Origin of the sequence: Veillonella sp. 6_1_27 (assembly GCF_000163735.1) — a bacterium.
GTDB lineage: Bacteria > Bacillota > Negativicutes > Veillonellales > Veillonellaceae > Veillonella > Veillonella parvula_A.
In genome coordinates, this window is sequence record NZ_GG770215.1 from 374,986 (window position 1) to 392,759 (window position 17,774).

13 protein-coding genes are annotated in these 17,774 nt (G+C 38.1%); 1 reads left to right on the forward strand and 12 read right to left on the reverse strand.

Annotated features, from left to right (window positions below; genetic code table 11):
- Positions 1-19 precede the first annotated feature (19 nt).
- Positions 20-2,488, reverse strand: a complete 2,469-nt coding sequence (gene leuS / locus HMPREF0874_RS01785; protein WP_008600998.1) for a leucine--tRNA ligase — start codon at positions 2,486-2,488, stop codon at positions 20-22.
- A 90-nt stretch (positions 2,489-2,578) separates the two neighbouring features.
- Positions 2,579-4,261: a glycosyl hydrolase family 18 protein gene (locus HMPREF0874_RS01790; protein ID WP_008601000.1), complete on the reverse strand. Its 1,683-nt coding sequence runs from the start codon at positions 4,259-4,261 to the stop codon at positions 2,579-2,581.
- 156 nt (positions 4,262-4,417) lie between these two features.
- Here HMPREF0874_RS01790 and lgt point away from each other — a divergent pair, with 156 nt between their 5' ends.
- Entirely contained in the window at positions 4,418-5,242 is an 825-nt protein-coding gene (gene lgt, locus HMPREF0874_RS01795) for a prolipoprotein diacylglyceryl transferase (RefSeq protein WP_008601002.1), read from the forward strand.
- Between the two features lie 108 nt (positions 5,243-5,350).
- Here lgt and trmFO read toward each other — a convergent pair whose 3' ends face one another.
- The 10 genes from trmFO to glyS all read right to left on the reverse strand — a co-directional run bounded on the left by trmFO (position 5,351) and on the right by glyS (position 17,773).
- On the reverse strand, positions 5,351-6,667 hold the full coding sequence (trmFO, locus tag HMPREF0874_RS01800; protein ID WP_008601004.1) for a methylenetetrahydrofolate--tRNA-(uracil(54)-C(5))-methyltransferase (FADH(2)-oxidizing) TrmFO: 1,317 nt from the start codon (positions 6,665-6,667) through the stop codon (positions 5,351-5,353).
- Positions 6,660-9,032 carry a type I DNA topoisomerase gene (gene topA, locus HMPREF0874_RS01805; protein ID WP_039964959.1) on the reverse strand — a complete coding sequence of 791 codons (2,373 nt, stop codon included), beginning with the start codon at positions 9,030-9,032 and terminating at the stop codon, positions 6,660-6,662. The genes trmFO and topA overlap by 8 nt, the downstream gene beginning before the upstream one ends.
- On the reverse strand, positions 9,022-10,248 hold the full coding sequence (gene dprA, locus HMPREF0874_RS01810; RefSeq protein WP_008601008.1) for a DNA-processing protein DprA: 1,227 nt from the start codon (positions 10,246-10,248) through the stop codon (positions 9,022-9,024). Before dprA ends, topA begins: the two co-directional genes overlap by 11 nt.
- A 106-nt stretch (positions 10,249-10,354) precedes the next feature.
- Positions 10,355-12,052 carry a YifB family Mg chelatase-like AAA ATPase gene (locus HMPREF0874_RS01815; protein WP_008601010.1) on the reverse strand — a complete coding sequence of 566 codons (1,698 nt, stop codon included), beginning with the start codon at positions 12,050-12,052 and terminating at the stop codon, positions 10,355-10,357.
- A gap of 12 nt (positions 12,053-12,064) precedes the next feature.
- On the reverse strand, positions 12,065-12,463 hold the full coding sequence (locus tag HMPREF0874_RS01820) for a YraN family protein (protein WP_004695915.1): 399 nt from the start codon (positions 12,461-12,463) through the stop codon (positions 12,065-12,067).
- A gap of 295 nt (positions 12,464-12,758) precedes the next feature.
- The gene (locus HMPREF0874_RS01825) at positions 12,759-13,556 is read right to left on the reverse strand and encodes a ribonuclease HII (RefSeq protein WP_039964961.1); all 798 of its coding nucleotides are present in this window, start codon (positions 13,554-13,556) and stop codon (positions 12,759-12,761) included.
- A complete protein-coding gene (gene ylqF / locus HMPREF0874_RS01830; RefSeq protein ID WP_008601014.1) occupies positions 13,549-14,454 on the reverse strand; it encodes a ribosome biogenesis GTPase YlqF in 906 nt (301 codons plus the stop codon). Before ylqF ends, HMPREF0874_RS01825 begins: the two co-directional genes overlap by 8 nt.
- Positions 14,455-14,685: 231 nt before the next feature.
- The gene (gene rplS / locus HMPREF0874_RS01835) at positions 14,686-15,027 is read right to left on the reverse strand and encodes a 50S ribosomal protein L19 (RefSeq protein WP_004695921.1); all 342 of its coding nucleotides are present in this window, start codon (positions 15,025-15,027) and stop codon (positions 14,686-14,688) included.
- A gap of 141 nt (positions 15,028-15,168) precedes the next feature.
- Positions 15,169-15,555, reverse strand: a complete 387-nt coding sequence (locus HMPREF0874_RS01840) for a MarR family winged helix-turn-helix transcriptional regulator (RefSeq protein ID WP_021148181.1) — start codon at positions 15,553-15,555, stop codon at positions 15,169-15,171.
- Between the two features lie 166 nt (positions 15,556-15,721).
- Positions 15,722-17,773 carry a glycine--tRNA ligase subunit beta gene (gene glyS / locus HMPREF0874_RS01845; protein ID WP_039964962.1) on the reverse strand — a complete coding sequence of 684 codons (2,052 nt, stop codon included), beginning with the start codon at positions 17,771-17,773 and terminating at the stop codon, positions 15,722-15,724.
- Position 17,774 lies beyond the last annotated feature (1 nt).

Consider the following 17,774-nt stretch of genomic DNA (forward strand, 5'->3'; position numbering starts at 1 on the left):
AAAATATCATCATTTATATTTATTTAACAACGATATTTACAAGTTTACCTGGTACATAAATAACTTTTACAATGTTTTTACCTTCTGTAAACTCTTGAACACGGCTAGACTCTTTAGCCATTGTTTCTAATTCTTCTTTCGTAATATTTACGGAAACAGTAAGTTTATCGCGAACTTTACCATTTACTTGCAATACTACTTCTACTTCATCTACTACAAGCGCAGCTTCTTCGTATACAGGCCAATTTTCAGTATGAATGGATGTAGCTTCACCCAATTCATGCCATAACTCTTCTGTAATATGAGGAACGAATGGCGCTAAAAGAAGCAATAAGGAACGAGTCAATTCATTTGCTAATGCGCTATTGATAGTCTCTGCTTTGTCCTTATGAGCGTACATAGCATTCACAAGTTCCATGATTGCAGAAATTGCTGTATTAAAGTTGAAATTATTATCTAAGTCTTCCGTAACCTTTTTGATGACACGGTGTAACTCACGACGTAATCCGAATTCGTCTTTTGTAAGTTCACCGGTTACATTCTTCTTAGCTTCTTCGTTATACGCATCAATGATACGCCATACACGACCTAAGAAACGGTAAGAGCCTTCAACACCTTGATCAGACCAATCAAGGTCACGATCGACAGGAGCCGCGAATAGAATAAACAAACGAGCAGTATCTGCACCATAGGTATTGATGATTTCTTCTGGAGAAACTACATTACCTTTAGATTTAGACATTTTGCTGCCTTCTTTAAGAACCATACCTTGCGTCAATAAGCCTCGGAATGGTTCGTTAGCTTCGATAAGACCTAAGTCGTGAATAACTTTCACAAAAAATCGAGAGTACAACAAGTGCAAGATAGCATGTTCAATACCACCGATATATTGGTCTACATTCATCCAGTAGTTAGCGATTTTTTTATCGAATGGAGCTTGATCGTTTTTAGCATCTGCATAGCGCAAGAAATACCAAGAAGAATCGATAAATGTATCCATTGTATCTGTTTCACGACGTGCAGGGCCACCACACTTAGGACATGTAGTATTTAGGAAGCTTTCAGATGTAGCTAATGGAGATACGGCACCAGATTCAAATTTAACATTCTCTGGCAAGCGTACTGGCAACTCTTCTTCAGGAACGAGTTGTTCACCACATTTTTCACAATATACTACAGGAATTGGCACGCCCCAGTAACGTTGACGAGAAATCAACCAGTCACGAAGGCGGAAGTTTACTTTACCTTCACCAATACCGCGTTCATTAAGAGCAGCTGTAATATTTTTACGAGCCTCTGCAGATGTTTGGCCGTTATAATCGCCAGAGTTAACTAGAATGCCATCTTCATGGTACCATTCTTGCCATTTTTCAAGGCTATATTCTTCGCCTTCACAAGCTACAACCTGTTTAATTGGCAAATCGTATTTATGAGCAAATTCCCAGTCGCGTTCATCATGTGCAGGGGAGCCCATTACAGCACCAGTACCATAGTCTACCAATACATAGTTTGCAATCCACACAGGAACTTGTTCGCCAGACATTGGGTTTACTGCATAAGACCCAGTAAACATACCTTCTTTAGGTGCCTCTGTAGATGTACGGTCGATATCGCTCATATTGCGCATACGCGTAATGAAAGCTTCTAATTCAGTTTTATTAGGAGCATTTTCAATGAGGCGTTCCACATATGGATGTTCAGGAGCCAATACTACATAGCTTACGCCGTAAATAGTATCAACACGTGTAGTATACACAGATACGCGTTCATTGATGGATGGCACTTCAAAGGAAAATTCTGTACCTTCAGAACGACCAATCCAGTTCTTTTGCATCAACTTAACGCGTTGTGGCCAATGATCTAGAGTATCTAAATCAGCTAACAAGCGATCTGCATATTCAGTGATGCGTAAAAACCATTGCGACAAATCTTTTTTCTCAACTGGGTTATCACAGCGCCAACAAGCACCATCGATAACTTGTTCATTTGCCAATACAGTATGACAAGTTTCACACCAGTTTACTTTTGCTTCCTTTTTATAGGCTAAGCCTTTTTTATAAAACTGTTCAAAAAACCATTGAGTCCATTTATAGTAATCTTCTTTACATGTTGCTACTTCGCGGTCCCAATCATAGGACAAACCAAGTGCTTTTTGTTGCAATTTCATGTTCTCGATGTTATCAAGAGTCCATGTTTTAGGTGCTATGCCATGTTTAATCGCCGCGTTTTCTGCAGGCATACCAAAGGAGTCCCAGCCCATTGGATGCAACACGTTGAAGCCCTTCATTTTCTTGAAGCGAGCTACTACGTCACCAATGGAATAGTTACGCACATGCCCCATGTGTAAATTACCAGATGGGTACGGGAACATTTCTAATACATAATATTTTTCTTTTGATTCATCATATTCTGTTTTAAACGTATGGTTATCTTCCCAATACTGTTGCCACTTTTTTTCAATATCTTGGGCTACATATTTTTCGTTCATGTAGGGGCCTCCTCATATGGTCAACCTCATAAGTTGCCATTTTATAATTAATGTTTTTATTTTACTACGTACTGTAAAAGCAGTCAAACACTAGCGTTTTACGACTTGAATAGTTTTTGTTAAATCATTTTTAGGGCTTGTATTTTGATCCGAACTATAACCAGTATATAAGTCATTTTGCTCTTTAACTGTTTGTTTATTATGCTCTTTTTTAGCTTTAGCCTCTTCTTCTAAGCGTTTTTTCTCAGCTTTTACTTTTTCAGCTTCTTCTTTTGCTTTGCGTTTAGCAGCCTCTTTCTCTTCTTTAGCTTTCCGTTTTGCTTCTGCTTTAGCTGCTTTTTCTTTTTCTTTTTCTTCTAAGCGTAATTTGTATTGTTCAAGCTTAGTTAATGGTTTAGCTTCTTCAACTACAGGTTCAGGAACAACTGCTGTAGGAGATTTAGGAATACCACGTCCTAAGTCTTTTTCTTGAATCATAGTAATCGTAGAAATATCTTCAAACCCTTTACGCCATGCTGCAAACCCACCAAGGTGTAATTCTTTTACCAGATCAAGTTTTAAGCCTAACGATGTATTATCTTCAAACCAAATACGATCTGAACCAGCAGCTGTTGGAATAGATAAATAGTATAACTTTAATCGATCGTCCCAAGTCATTTTATCTCTGTAATTAGCAAAGTAATTCCCTGTATTTTTCATAGCCAGTGTTTCACCCTTAGCATAACCATTTGTATCATGCCATAAGCGCATATAGAATGGTACCCCTAATATTAGCTTTTGAGAAGGAACTTCAGAGAGCATTCTTTCTGTATGGCTACGAACCCAAGGATAACTTGCAACAGGACCTGCAGTAGTACTCTTAGCCCAAGTTTCGTCATATGCCATAAGAACTACATAGTCGACAGTATCTGCCAAAGCTTTGCGGTTATACACTAATGACCATTCTGGACTATCAGAATACCCGGTCACATCGATAGAAGTTTTAATATTATATTGATGTAAATGATTAGACAAATATGATACAAATGTTGTTAAACGATTGCGGTCAGCATAATCGATGTTTTCAAAGTCAAAGTTATAACCATCAAACCCATATATATAGGCATATTGAACAAGATTATGAGCATATTTCTTCCATACCGATTGGTCCGCCAAAATACCACTTGTAAAATTAGAGTCAAACCGATTAGTAATCAACGGCCAAATATGATAGCCTTTATTCTTATACGCTTTCACATAATCAATATTAATATTTGGACTTGCTTCTAAACCTAAGCTATGTAATTTAAACCAACTTGGAGAAATGATATTATCACCACTCGTATTGAGTTTTGCCTGATATGGAGCGCCCTCCGCTGTCCATGGATCAAAAGCCCACGCCAATGGTGTTTGCAATGTATAAGGCGCTTTCACCGTAGATGCTTCTGGTGCAGGGCCTAAAATAAGTTGACCATTATTTTTTGTATAACTAACACCCAGCATAGCTGGTTCAGACTCAATATCTACATAGGATAGACCATCTTTTTTGGTAATGGGCAATTTAACAGGTTCACCTACGGATGTAGGATTTAAAACAACCTTATCACCTTGTAATTCACTTTGTGGAACATACACGGTATATGATGTTTTATATTGATTTGCTTCGTAATGACGTGTAGTATTAGCTAAAAATTGATCTAATGGAACCAATACTTCTGCATGTACGAATGTACTTGATAATGCGGACATTACTAAAGCCGTTAACGATTTTATAATAGTAGATTTACGAATCATGTACTCTCCTAATTCTAGGTCCCATACTGGGATACAATACCAATTTCTATATTATACCATATTATATATAGTTCATCTCTTTTCTTGCACGAAGGATATATGTAATTTATAATTTAATCTATGTACTAATAAAAATTATCACATAAGGAGTTTTGTATGCATCAATATTTATTTTTCATAGGGGACTTCCCTATTAGAGCCTATGGTACCATGTTAGCTTTGGCTATCATCTGTGGTGCCTCTGTTGCCTATGTACTTTTGAAAAAGGATGGTCGCGGATGGCATGAACACATCATCGACTTTTCCATTACTGTTGCCGTAGCTGGTCTCATCGGTGCTCGCCTATGGGATGTCTTTTTCTTTGATTGGGATTATTACGGTAATCATTTATTGGAAATTCCCTTTGTTTGGCAAGGAGGCATGGCCATTCAAGGTGGCGTAGTACTAGGCACAATTGCGGGCTATTGGTATCTTCGTAAAAACAAGATTGACTTTTGGGCTTTTGCCGATTTATTTGCCCCTGCATTGATTTTGGCTCAATCCGTAGGTCGTATGGCAAACCTCTTAAACGGTGATGCTTTTGGTCATCCTACGGGCGGTAATTATGGTATTATCTATCCTGAAAGTACCCTTGCATACCGCACCTACGGTAATCAACCGCTTTGGCCTGCCGAAGTATGGGAAGGTCAAATCGATATTCTTATCTTTGTGGCCCTTCTATTATTTGGATCTTTTAAGCATGCTAAGGGTCAAGTATTCGTACTATATGCCATTCTCTATTCTACGGCTCGCTTTTTCTTAGAGTTCTTACGTGGCGATTACGTAAACGTAACGTTAGGTCTAAAATCTGCTCAAATGACGAGTTTAATAGCTATCATTGTCGGTATCTGTGTATTCATCTATCTAGGCTATCTTGAAAAGAAAAATCAAGCTGTTATAGTAGCTACAGAATCAACAACAAAAACTAAAAAACGTAAATAATAAATACAAAAATACTTAACAAAAAAGTCCTACACTCATGGGTTTTACCTATGAATGTAGGACTTTTACTATTTTTTGAAATAAAACTATTTCTTAAAAGGCTATTTCTTATAAATTTTCTTTAGCTTTTAGAGCATCCAGTTCTTCTAAAGCACGATTTGCAATCAGTGCATTTTTTTCTTTTTTCTTGCGTACTTTTTGAGGCCATGGATCCATGATGCCAAAGTTGACATTCATCGGTTGGAAGTTAGAGCCTTCGTAGTTAGAAATATAGTGACTAAGGGAACCGATAGCCGTCGTCTTAGGAAATTCAATAAATGGTTGTTCCTCTAAGTAACGGTCTACTTGTAGGCCTACCATTAGACCACTAGCAGCAGATTCTAAATAACCTTCAACTCCAGTCATTTGACCAGCAAAGAATAAACGCGGTTCCTTTTTAAGCTGGAATGCATGATTCAATAACTCAGGAGAATTGATATACGTATTGCGATGCATAACACCATAACGAATAAAATCGGCATTTTCAAGGCCTGGAATCATACCGAATACACGCTTTTGCTCGCCCCATTTTAAATGAGTTTGAAAGCCTACCAAATTAAACATGGTACCTTCTTTATTCTCCTTACGCAATTGCACAACTGCATAAGATTCCTCATCGGTGCGTTTATCCACTAAGCCCACAGGCTTTAAGGGCCCATAACGCAATGTATCTTCCCCACGGCTCGCCATAATTTCTACGGGCATACAGCCTTCAAAGTAGATTTCCTTTTCAAAATCTTTTGGTTGTACGGCTTCAGCCGTTGTAAGCTCATGCCAGAACGCTTTATATTCTTCTTCGGTCATAGGACAGTTAAGATAATCCGCATCGCCCTTATCATAACGTGAGGCAGCAAAAACTTTATCATAGTTTAAGGATTCAGCCGTTACAATAGGTGCAGCAGCATCGTAGAAGTAAAAGCCTGTTTCACCAGTTAAGGCCTTAATCTTATCTCCTAATGCTTCAGATGTAAGCGGACCAGATGCAAAAATAACAGTTGCTTCTGTAGGAAGTTCAGTGACCTCTTCTAGATGAACTGTAATATTAGGATGACCTTTTACTTTTTTCGTCACCATTTCACTAAATAAATGACGATCAACGGCTAAAGCACCACCTGCAGGAACAGCAGTTGCATCAGCACATTCCATAATGATGGAACCGAGACGACGCATTTCTTCTTTCAAAAGACCTACCGCATTTTCAATATTACCAGCGCGCAACGAGTTACTACATACGAGCTCTGCAAATTGATCTGTTTGGTGCGCAGGAGAACTCTTAACAGGACGCATTTCATATAAGTCTACATGAATACCACGGTTAGCAAGTTGCCAAGCCGCTTCGGAGCCTGCAAGGCCTGCACCAATAACAATAACATTTTTATTATTCAATTGTAATTTCCTCTTTTTTAGCTTTACTAGACTTTTTAGATTCTTTTACAGGTTCTTCACTAGCTTCGCTCTTTTTCTTTCTTGTTTTCTTTGGTGGTCGAGTCGGACAAGTTTCATTGGAACAGAACTTTTTAACTGTACCATTTTTATATGTCTTTTCAACCATTATAGAACCACATGTTTCACAGAAATCATGGGTTGGTTTATCCCATAGTGTAAAGTCACATTGTGGGTATCGATTACAGCCATAGAAAATGCGTCCACGACGAGACTTGCGTTCTACGATTTCCCCTTCTTTACATTTAGGACACGTTACCCCAGTTCCCACTGTAATAGGTTTTGTGTTTTTACATTCTGGAAAATTAGAGCATGCTAAGAACTTACCATAGCGACCAAATTTATATACCATTGGACTATGACAAAGTTCACATATCTCATCGCTTTCCATAGATGCAATTTCAATGCGGTCTACATCACTTGCATCTTCTAGTTCTTGCGCAAAGACCTCGTAGAAATCAGATAATACTTTTACATACGTATCCTTACCAGATGCGATAGCATCAAGTTCTTCTTCTAAATCACGGGTAAAGCCAGTATTGATGATTTTTTCAAAATATGTAATCAAGAAGTCTACCACTACAAAGCCTAGCTCAGTAGGCACGAATTGTTTATTCGTATTTTCCACATAGTTACGGCTTACGATAGTATCTAGAATTGGTGCGTATGTACTAGGGCGACCAATGCCAAGTTCTTCTAATGTCTTGATAAGACTCGCCTCGGAGTAACGTGGAGGTGGTTGTGTAAAATGTTGTTCAGGCAATACCTCTACCGTATGGGCAGCATCATTCTTTTTCAGAGCTGGCAATTGAGGTGCATCCTCTTTTTTCACATCTTCATAAACGGCACTGAAACCTGGGAAGATAACACGAGAGCCAGTTGCTTTAAAGGTATAGTCATCTTTAACATTCAACTCAATCGTTGTGGATTCATTTTGTTGAGGCGCCATTTGGCTCGCCATAAAACGATTCCAAATCAACGTATATAGCTTAAGTTCATCACGACTCAAGAATGGTTCCACCATTTTAGGTGTTAACTCGAGAGATGTAGGACGAATAGCCTCATGCGCATCTTGTGCAGAACCCTTAGAGCCGTACACATTTGGTTTAGACGGATAATAGTCTTCCCCATAATTGCGAAGAATAAAGTCCTTAGCCATAGCTTGCATCTCTTTAGAGATACGCGTAGAGTCTGTACGCATATATGTAATCAAACCTACGTGGCCATAGGAGCCAATTTCTAAACCTTCATATAAATGTTGAGCAATCATCATCGTACGCTTAGCACCAAAGTTCAATTTACGCACACCATCTTGTTGCAAGGTAGATGTTGTAAATGGAGGTGCCGCTTTACGAGAACGCTTGCGCTTTTCAATATTAGTCACTACTGCATCTTCATTGCCAATAGCATCAACTATGGCTTGTGCATCACTTTCAGTAGTAATATCGATTTTTTCACCTTTAATATGGGTTAATTCCGCTGTGAAAGCCTCTTTTTTAGGCGTTTCAAAATTGCCTTCAATAGTCCAATATTCTTGTGGCACGAAAGCTTGAATTTCTCGCTCTCTTTCACAGATAAGTCGAACTGCAACGGATTGCACACGACCTGCACTGAGGCCTTTACAAACCTTTTTCCATAATAAAGGACTCAATTTATAGCCTACGATACGGTCTAATACACGGCGTGCTTGTTGAGCATCTACCATGTTCATATCGATAGTACGTGGAGAACCTAATGCTTCTGCTACCGCATTTTTAGTAATCTCATTGAACGTAATACGGCATGTAGATGTAGGATCTACATTTAGAATGTACGCTAAATGCCAAGAAATAGCTTCCCCTTCACGGTCAGGGTCAGTTGCGAGCAATACGGCACTGCTTTCATCAGCATAAGAAACTAGTTCATCAATAACCTTTTTACGTGTTACCAAATTACTATAGCGCGGCGTGAAATCATGCTCTATATCGATGCCCATTTGAGATTTAGGCAAATCTCGTAAATGGCCCATACTCGCTTTTACAACGTAGTTGGGACCTAAGAATTTTTCAATTGTTTTAGATTTAGCAGGAGACTCTACGATTACTAATACTTTGCCATCAGGATTATATACGCGAGGTTCGCGTTGCTCCGGTGGCACTGAAGTTTGTAGTACAGATTTATCCCGTACAATCCCCATTGGAGTAAGGGCTTCCTTAGCTACCTTACGCTTTATCGTAGTACTTTCTTTCTTAGTATTTTTCTTTTTTGTGTCATTACTAGTACTAGCTGCTTTCGGCTCGCCAATAACGATAGATCGTTTAATGGACAAGTATATCACTCCTAGTCATATTAATATAGCCTCTCGGCGGATGATTCTCTATAGCCCCTTCCATTTCTAACTCTAGTAATAAGGGCTGTAGTTGTTGTAATGGAATACGAGTAGCTTTCAAAATATCACTAACCGTAATACATCGATCATGAGGTATTTCATTCAATATTACACTCCTATCCACATTAAAGCTTAACATAGAGCACCCTTTTCTATCAACACTTTGACTATGATTCCCTATTTGAACGCTAGCTTTTACGCCTTTATTACCTTTATTATTTGTTGGTAAAAGTTTATGTTCACTAGAAAAATATTCCCGCATTGTTAAATGGTATTGTTCAACTATATCCTCATAACCAGTAAGTACATATGCACCATTTTTCATTAAGAATTTATTTCCATCTGCTGTATGGTCTAATAGATTACATGGTACCACAAATACATCTCGACCTTCACTAACCGCCATATCTGCCGTAATCAAAGAACCACTACTAGACTTGGCCTCCACTACGATAACACCTCTGCATAATCCACTAATGATACGATTCCGTGCTGGGAAATGTTTTGCGGACGGCGGTGTACCTGGCGGGTATTCGGAGAGAAGTAACCCATTATTTTGTAATATACGATCAAATAATTTTGCATTTTCTCGAGGATAGGTAATATCTAAACCACATCCCATAACAATGATTCCATACCCCTGACTAGCCAGAAGGCCTTCATGACCATGTGAGTCTATACCACGCGCCCCACCACTAACAATAATGGTACTATATTTACCTAATTCCTTGCCGAGCATTCTCGCCACATTCCGACCATATAAGGAGCAACTCCTTGCTCCAACAATAGCAATACGATTTAAGCGTCCATCTAAGAGTGCCCGATTACCTCTCATAAATAAAATGGCTGGCGGATTATATATATGATTTAAAATAGACGGAAAGTCTTTGTCTAAAAAGGTAGTAAAATCCATCTGGTATTCGTCTACTTTATGGATAATATACTCTAATTTTTCATCTTTAGCCGATGCTGAAATGGCACGTTTATCAGATGCAGAAATATATGTATAAGATTTTAAGTTTTCTACATTCTTAATAGCTTGCCACGCATCATAAGGGGATCCAAAATCCTCTATAAAACGCCTTACATATGTGGCTCCAACATTGTATAAGCTTTGTAATCCTGCAATATAAATATTGTCATCGTATCTAATCATATAAACACCTAGTAATTCTTTCTAAGTATATAATCATTAATTTTATATAGAATCAAACAACTACTTTTGGCAAATAAACAACTACTAAATTTATGAGATAATTACTTTATTTGCCAGTTCTAAATAACATTGCTTCAGAAATATGATGTGGTTCTACTTTTGGATTTTCTTCTAAATCAGCAATTGTACGAGCCACCTTTAATATGCGATCAAAAGCTCGCCCACTTAAATGAAAATGGTCAAATATATTGCCTAAAACACTCCAAGCCTTATCTGTAATATTGCATAGTTCACTAATTGCCTTATGGGGAACTGCTCCATTCGAATTAAAGTCAAAACCTTCATATCGTTTCTGTTGCATAGCAGTGGCCATGATAACTTGTTGTCTCATACTTTCACTCGTCATATTTGAAGATGATGTATCTAACAGCTGTTCAAGGGTCGGTCTCTCAACGGGAATATGCAAATCAATACGATCCATAATCGGCCCTGATAACCGTTGCTGATAGTTTTTAACCATCGTTTCTGTACAGACACATTCCTTATAAGGATCATGGTAATACCCACAAGGACAAGGATTGGCCGCAAGAATACAAATAAAATTAGCTGGATATATATAATTTCCTTGAGACCGATTTATAGTAATCGTTCTAGACTCTAAAGGCTGTCGTAATGCATCGATTACTTGGCGTTGAAACTCAGGCGCTTCATCCATAAATAATACGCCTCCATGAGCTAATGTTACCTCTCCAGGACGTCCCTGTATCCCTCCACCGACCATACTAGCCAAAGTTGCCGTATGATGAGGATGTCTAAAAGGTCTAGATTTCACTAGCCCATTATCACCTAGTAAACCTATTACATCTTGTATACGACTCACTTCAACAATTTCATTCCAAGTCATAGGAGGCAATATGGTCGGCAATCGTTCGGCCATCATCGTTTTACCCCCACCTGGAGGCCCTATCATAATACAATGATGATGACCTGCAGCACTGATGAGCATGGCTCGTTTTCCTAACTCTTGACCTTGTACATCGCCAAAATCAACTGTATATGTTTGAATAGTCTTTATAGTTATACTTTCATCCGTGACAGACGTATCAACACAACTATTACTAATTGCGCTTACGTGCTGTTTACTCATTGTATATAGATTTTCATTGGTTCCAGTTAATGGCATAGACTCTAGAGTTGATTTATTGATATTATGTTTATCTACATGTTCTGTTTTGATACTTATTTGTTTATTTTTATCAACTACCTTTGGCTTAGCTTGTTCCTCTAAAATAGTAATAATTTCTTGTAGTGATGATCCAACATATATGGTTAAATTAGGAATAGCTTGTAGCACTTTACTATTTTCAATACTTGTATAAATTTTTGAATAGTTAGCATCTAATCCTGCTAGCGACATAGCTAAAGTCCCAAAGGTCGGTAATAACGAACCATCTAACGCTAACTCTCCCATAAACAGACTCTTATCAAATAAAGCCGAAATCTTTGCTTTACGCCCCTTTATCTGTCCTGATGCAAGCAGAATCCCTAAAGCAATCGCTAAGTCGAGTCCAGCGCTACTTTTACGAATTGTGGCAGGTGCTAAATTGACTACGATGCGTCTCATTGGAAATTCGTAGCCACTATTTTTAATGGCCGCTCGCACTCGTTCACGAGCCTCTTTAACCGATTGATTAGGTAGACCAACGATATCAAAAACCGGCAAACCTTGTGATATATCGACCTCTACAGTAATGATGCATCCATCAATGCCGTGCAAGGTGGCTCCATATAATTTTGCGTACATAAACCGACCTCACTAAAAGCACTGTGGTAAATAATGAATAGAACTTTGAAAGTCTTCGTGCAAATACACCTCTATTACATCAAAGGATATTTCCTTCCAACGGCGCTTTTTTTGATTTAAATCATATAGAAACAACATAGCAGCTCGTTTAATATGCTTTTGTTTTTTCTTGGTAACTGCCTCACGTGCTAGTCCATGTTGCATACCTCGGCGAGCTTTAATTTCAATAAAATGATAGACTAAATCACGTTTAGCAATGATGTCAATTTCTCCTAACCGCGTTCGATAATTTGTATCTACTACTGTAAGTCCTATTTTTTCAATATAGTTAGTGGCTACTCGTTCTCCCCATTTGCCCAGTTCTTTTGAATCGAGTTCATTAAATGCTTTACCAGTACTAATCGTTTTCATATATACCTCCTAATAAGGTGTATCTGCAACAATAACTCATAGAATTTTAATATCTACACTATATTAATCTTTCAACAGGTAATACTTACTTGTAGAGTAAGATACGTAAGATGTAAAAGTAAATACAAAAGAGGTTCCTAATAGTCACATAGGTGACTATTAGGAACCTCTTTACAGTTATGAACTATATGCAATTTATAATGTGATAATACGAATAAAACTAATACAACTATAGGACTTAACTTGATAGTCTAATTATAAAATAAATTTATTATCCATAATAAATACTTAGAAATTACTCAGGTTTAACCCAACGAACGATAGATTTAATAGGTTCAAAGCTCTTTCGATGTAGTGGTGTTACCCCTTGTTGCTCGATAGCTTCTTTATGTAATTCCGTATAGTAACCTTTATGAATACCAAAGCCATAGCCAGGGAACTCATCATCAAGACTCTTCATATATCGATCTCGCGTAACCTTTGCAATGATGGATGCAGCAGCAATATTAGCGCTTTTGCTATCACCTTTAATGATGGATTCAACGGGAATCCTCAAATCAGGCAATTTCATAGCATCGGCTACTACTGCTTCAGCTGGTACGCTGAGCGTACGAATAGCCTCATACATCGCTTGTCGCGTTGCTTCATAAATATTGAGTTCATCAATCTTTTCTGGGCCGTAGGAAATACAGCTAACAGCAACGGCTTCGTCCATGATGATATCATAGAGCGCTTCACGCTTTTCTTCGGTTAGTTTTTTAGAGTCATTAAGGCCTGGAATTAATGTCATAGGTGGCAAGATAACAGCAGCTACCGTGACAGGCCCCGCAATAGGACCACGCCCCACTTCATCAACACCAGCCACATGATAGATACCTTGATCATAGAACATGCCTTCATAGTCATACATACCCATAAGACGTTGCTGTTCTTTTAACTCTTTTTCTTGACGCTTAATATAAGAAGCAGCCAATTTCTGTACAGAACTACGAGTATCCTCTTGAGCAAAAGACAAAATCTCTAAGGCTTGTTCAGTTTCAAAGAGAGCTTTAATATCTGCTACTTTTAACTTAGAAAATACATCCTTATCCATTATGACTCTCCTCACCATCTGCAGGGTAGTACGGTTCTTCATCAACTTGATCGAGAGTAATTGTACCTAACTTAGTATTGCGGTAGTCTTGCAAGATAATACGGCGAGCCTTGTCAAAATCTACAATGCCACCGCTTACAAGACAACCTCGACGACGTCCGATGCTTTCAAGAATCGTATCAACATCGGTCATCTCTTCTTCTTTTAATTTATAACGCTCTACCAAAATATTTGGCGTGTTCGTCAATAAGTAATTTAATAGCTGTTTTATAACATGCTCTAAATCATAAACATCATCGGAAATGGCACCTGTCATAGCAAGGCGAGCCGCGGCACATTGGTCCTCTAATTTTGGCCATAATACACCTGGTGTATCAAGCAATTCAAGATTTTTACCGATTTTAACCCACTGTTGACCACGTGTATGACCTGCCTTATTAGCTGTACGCGTTGCAGCAGAACCAGCTAAAGAGTTAATCAATGTAGATTTACCAACGTTAGGAATCCCTAAGATGATAGTACGTACAGAACGGCTACGAATACCTTTTGCAACCCAACGGTCGATGATAGGTTTACTCAAACGCTCTACAGTGGATATTAACTTCTTATTACCCTTGCCAGACTTAGAATCGATAGCCAATACGATGATGCCTTGTTTTGTAAAGAACTCAGTCCATTCCTTTGTAGCTTTAGGATCTGCTAAATCTACTTTATTTAACAGTACGATATGAGGTTTCTGACCAACGAGTTCTGTGATGACTGGGTTCGCACTAGAACGAGGAATACGCGCATCTAGTAACTCAATAACTACGTCTACCTTTTTGATATACTCCGTAATCATACGTGTGGCTTTCGCCATATGACCAGGGAACCAATGTACGATAGGTGAATCTGCCATAGTATTTCCTTTCTACATACTCATATACATCTCTTAGAGATACTTAAACTCTTAGAAATACTTAGTATATTTTATATTTATATTTATATGTATGTTTTATATTTTTATCTATCTTTTATAGCTCTATATTTCTCTATTATAATAATTTAATTCAGATAATAATGAAATAGAACTATTCATATCTAATTTTAGCAAAAATAAAAGGCTGCCAACGGCAGCCTTTTATGAACATTAGCGTTTTTCGCGAATACGAGCAGCTTTACCAGTAAGGTTACGTAAGTAGTACAATTTAGCACGACGAACAACACCACGGCGCATAACTTCGATTTTAGCTAAGCGTGGGCTGTGAAGTGGGAATGTACGTTCTACACCTACACCGGATGCAATACGACGAACTGTAAAAGTTTCACGTACGCCACCGTTTTGACGTTTAATTACCAAACCTTCGAACACTTGGATACGTTCACGAGTACCTTCCACTACTTTTACGTGTACACGAACTGTGTCACCAGCGCGGAATGTAGGGATGTCTGTACGAAGTTGTTCTTGTTCAAGTACGTTAATAATGTTCATTGTTTCCTCCTGTTTGCAGACATTCAATACCTACACCTTATAGGCAGCGGACTGTCTCAAATTAACAGCAATATAGTATCATAAATCACGTACTGTTAGCAAGTATTTTCTATATTATTTTAAAATCCAAATATTTACGTATTATTTACGTATAATTGGTCGTTTTAACTTATCTAATAAGCGGTATAAATTCTCCTGTTCTTCATCTGATAAATCAGAAAACATTACATTAAGAAATTCGTTATATGTATGTAGAAGAGTTTTGCCTAACCGTTTCCCCTCATCTGTTAAAGTAACCACAGATATACGTTTGTCCATATAATCAATATGTTTTGTAACATATCCCAATTCAATGAGAATATCTGTCTGCTCCGACACAGTAGCGGGACGCATATTTAGAGCATCTACTAACTGCTTCTGTGATGCTCCTTGAGAACGCATATATAATTCAATAATAATTCTATCACGAGACTTTTCTTTGCCGCTTGGCACCTTACATAAGGCTTTATATAATTCATCATGATTCATAATCATCTATCTCCTCATACAACTTTGTATATTATAAAGTATTCGCTATAGTCTCTAAAAATCCTGCATAAAATTTGCATATTCTTCGTAAAAGCAAAAAAGAGGTACACATGGTACCTCTTCTCTTGTATATCATTGTAAAAATTTAAACTTTTACTATAACATATTATTTTAATGCACTAATATCACCGATAATAGCCATTACACTGTACGCTAAGCGAACAAGTTGTAAACGGTTTGCTTTAATAGCTTCATCTTTGTCCATAACCATTACATCTTCAAAGAATTTGTTGATAGCTGGAACTAAAGTAGCCGGAACTGCCACGACTGCATCGTAATCGCCAGCTTCCCAAGCAGCACTACTTGCTTCAGATGCTTTAGAAGCAGCTTCGAACAATTCTTTTTCAGCATCTTCTTTCAACAAATCGCTATTAACACCAGTATATTCCACATCTTTTACAAGATTGTACATACGAGTATAAGCTTGAACAAGTTCAACGTCTTCATCGATGCGGTTAACTAACAATGCATTTACAAGACCTTCTGCATCAGCAACGGACAATTCGTTGTTGGACAACAACAAGTCGATTACATGATGAGGAACCTCGCGATCAAGGAAAATATTTTTCAAACGAAGTGTGAAGAACTCTTCTACTTGGTCAAGCAATTCGTCTTGTTTTTCAGCTGGTACATTAAGTAACTCCATAGATGCTTTGAAGATTGGACGTAAGCTGATATTCCATTCGCTACCAAGCAAGATGTTCAAGATACCAATTGTTTGACGACGCAATGCATATGGATCTTGAGAGCCTGTAGGAATTAGGCCACGGCTGAAAGTAGCTACGATATTATCTACTTTATCGATAATGGACAATACTTTACCTGCTTCCGTTTGAGGCAATACATCACCTGCAAAACGAGGTAAATATTGTTCAAAAATAGCTTCTGCTACTTCAGGAGATTCACCATCAAGTAAAGCATACTCTTTCCCCATTACACCTTGTAATTCAGTAAACTCTGTAACCATACCTGTAGTAAGGTCAGTCTTAGCAAGCTCTGTAGCGCGTTCCAATACAACAACTGTATCTTCGTGCAAGCCACATTCTTCACCAAACACACGGCCCAATTTAAGTAAACGTTCAGTTTTATCTGCTAAGTTACCAAGACCTTCTTGGAATACAATTTTAGTCAAACCATCTTGACGGTCGATAAGAGGTTTCTTGCGGTCTTCGTTAAAGAAAAATTTAGCATCATCAAGACGTGCACGCAATACGCGTTCATTACCAGCTTGAACTACTTCAATAGAATGATCGGAGCCGTTACGAACTGTTAAGAACATTGGCAACAATTTGCCGTCTTGGTCAACCAATGGGAAGTAACGTTGATGGTCTTTCATTGGTGTAATAATAGCTGCATCTGGAAGTGCCAAGTAGGACTCTTCAAAGCCGCCACACAATGCTGTAGGCCATTCAACAAGATAGTTGATTTCTTCTAACAAATCATCATCCCAAACGATAGATGCATTTTTGGAAGCTGCTATATCATGTAATTGTTTGGAAATCAATTCACGACGTGCGTCTTGATCAACCATAACATAGTTTTCTTTTAATGTGTCTACATAGGATGATGCATTTTTGATAGTAATTTCATCAGCCCCTAAGAATCGATGACCACGTGTTACATTACCGGATTTTACAGTAGCAAATTCTACAGGAATTACGTCTTCATCAAGTAAAGCTACAAGCCAACGTACAGGACGTACGAACTTAGCATCTAATTTACCCCAATGCATGGATTTAGGGAAGTTAAGACCTGTAATCAGTTGTGGCAACATGTCTGTGACGATATCTTTTGCCGGAACCCCTGCAGTTTTAGTTTCAGCGTAAATATAGCCGTTTTCTACAACGAGATCCGTTACATCAAGACCTTTACCACGAGCAAAGCCGATAGCTGCTTTTGTTGGATTACCGTCAGCATCATATGCGATAGATGCAGAAGGACCTTTATGACGTTCACTGATTTCAGCAGATGCATCAGCAAGGCCTTTCACGATAAGAGCTAAACGACGTGGTGTACCGTATGTTGCGATGCTTTCAAAAGGAAGATGGGCATCATTTAATTTTGTTTCAGCCAATTGTTTCAATTGACCTAAGATATTTGGCATAAAGCCGGCAGGAATTTCTTCTGCACCGATTTCAAATAATAAATCCTTTGCCATC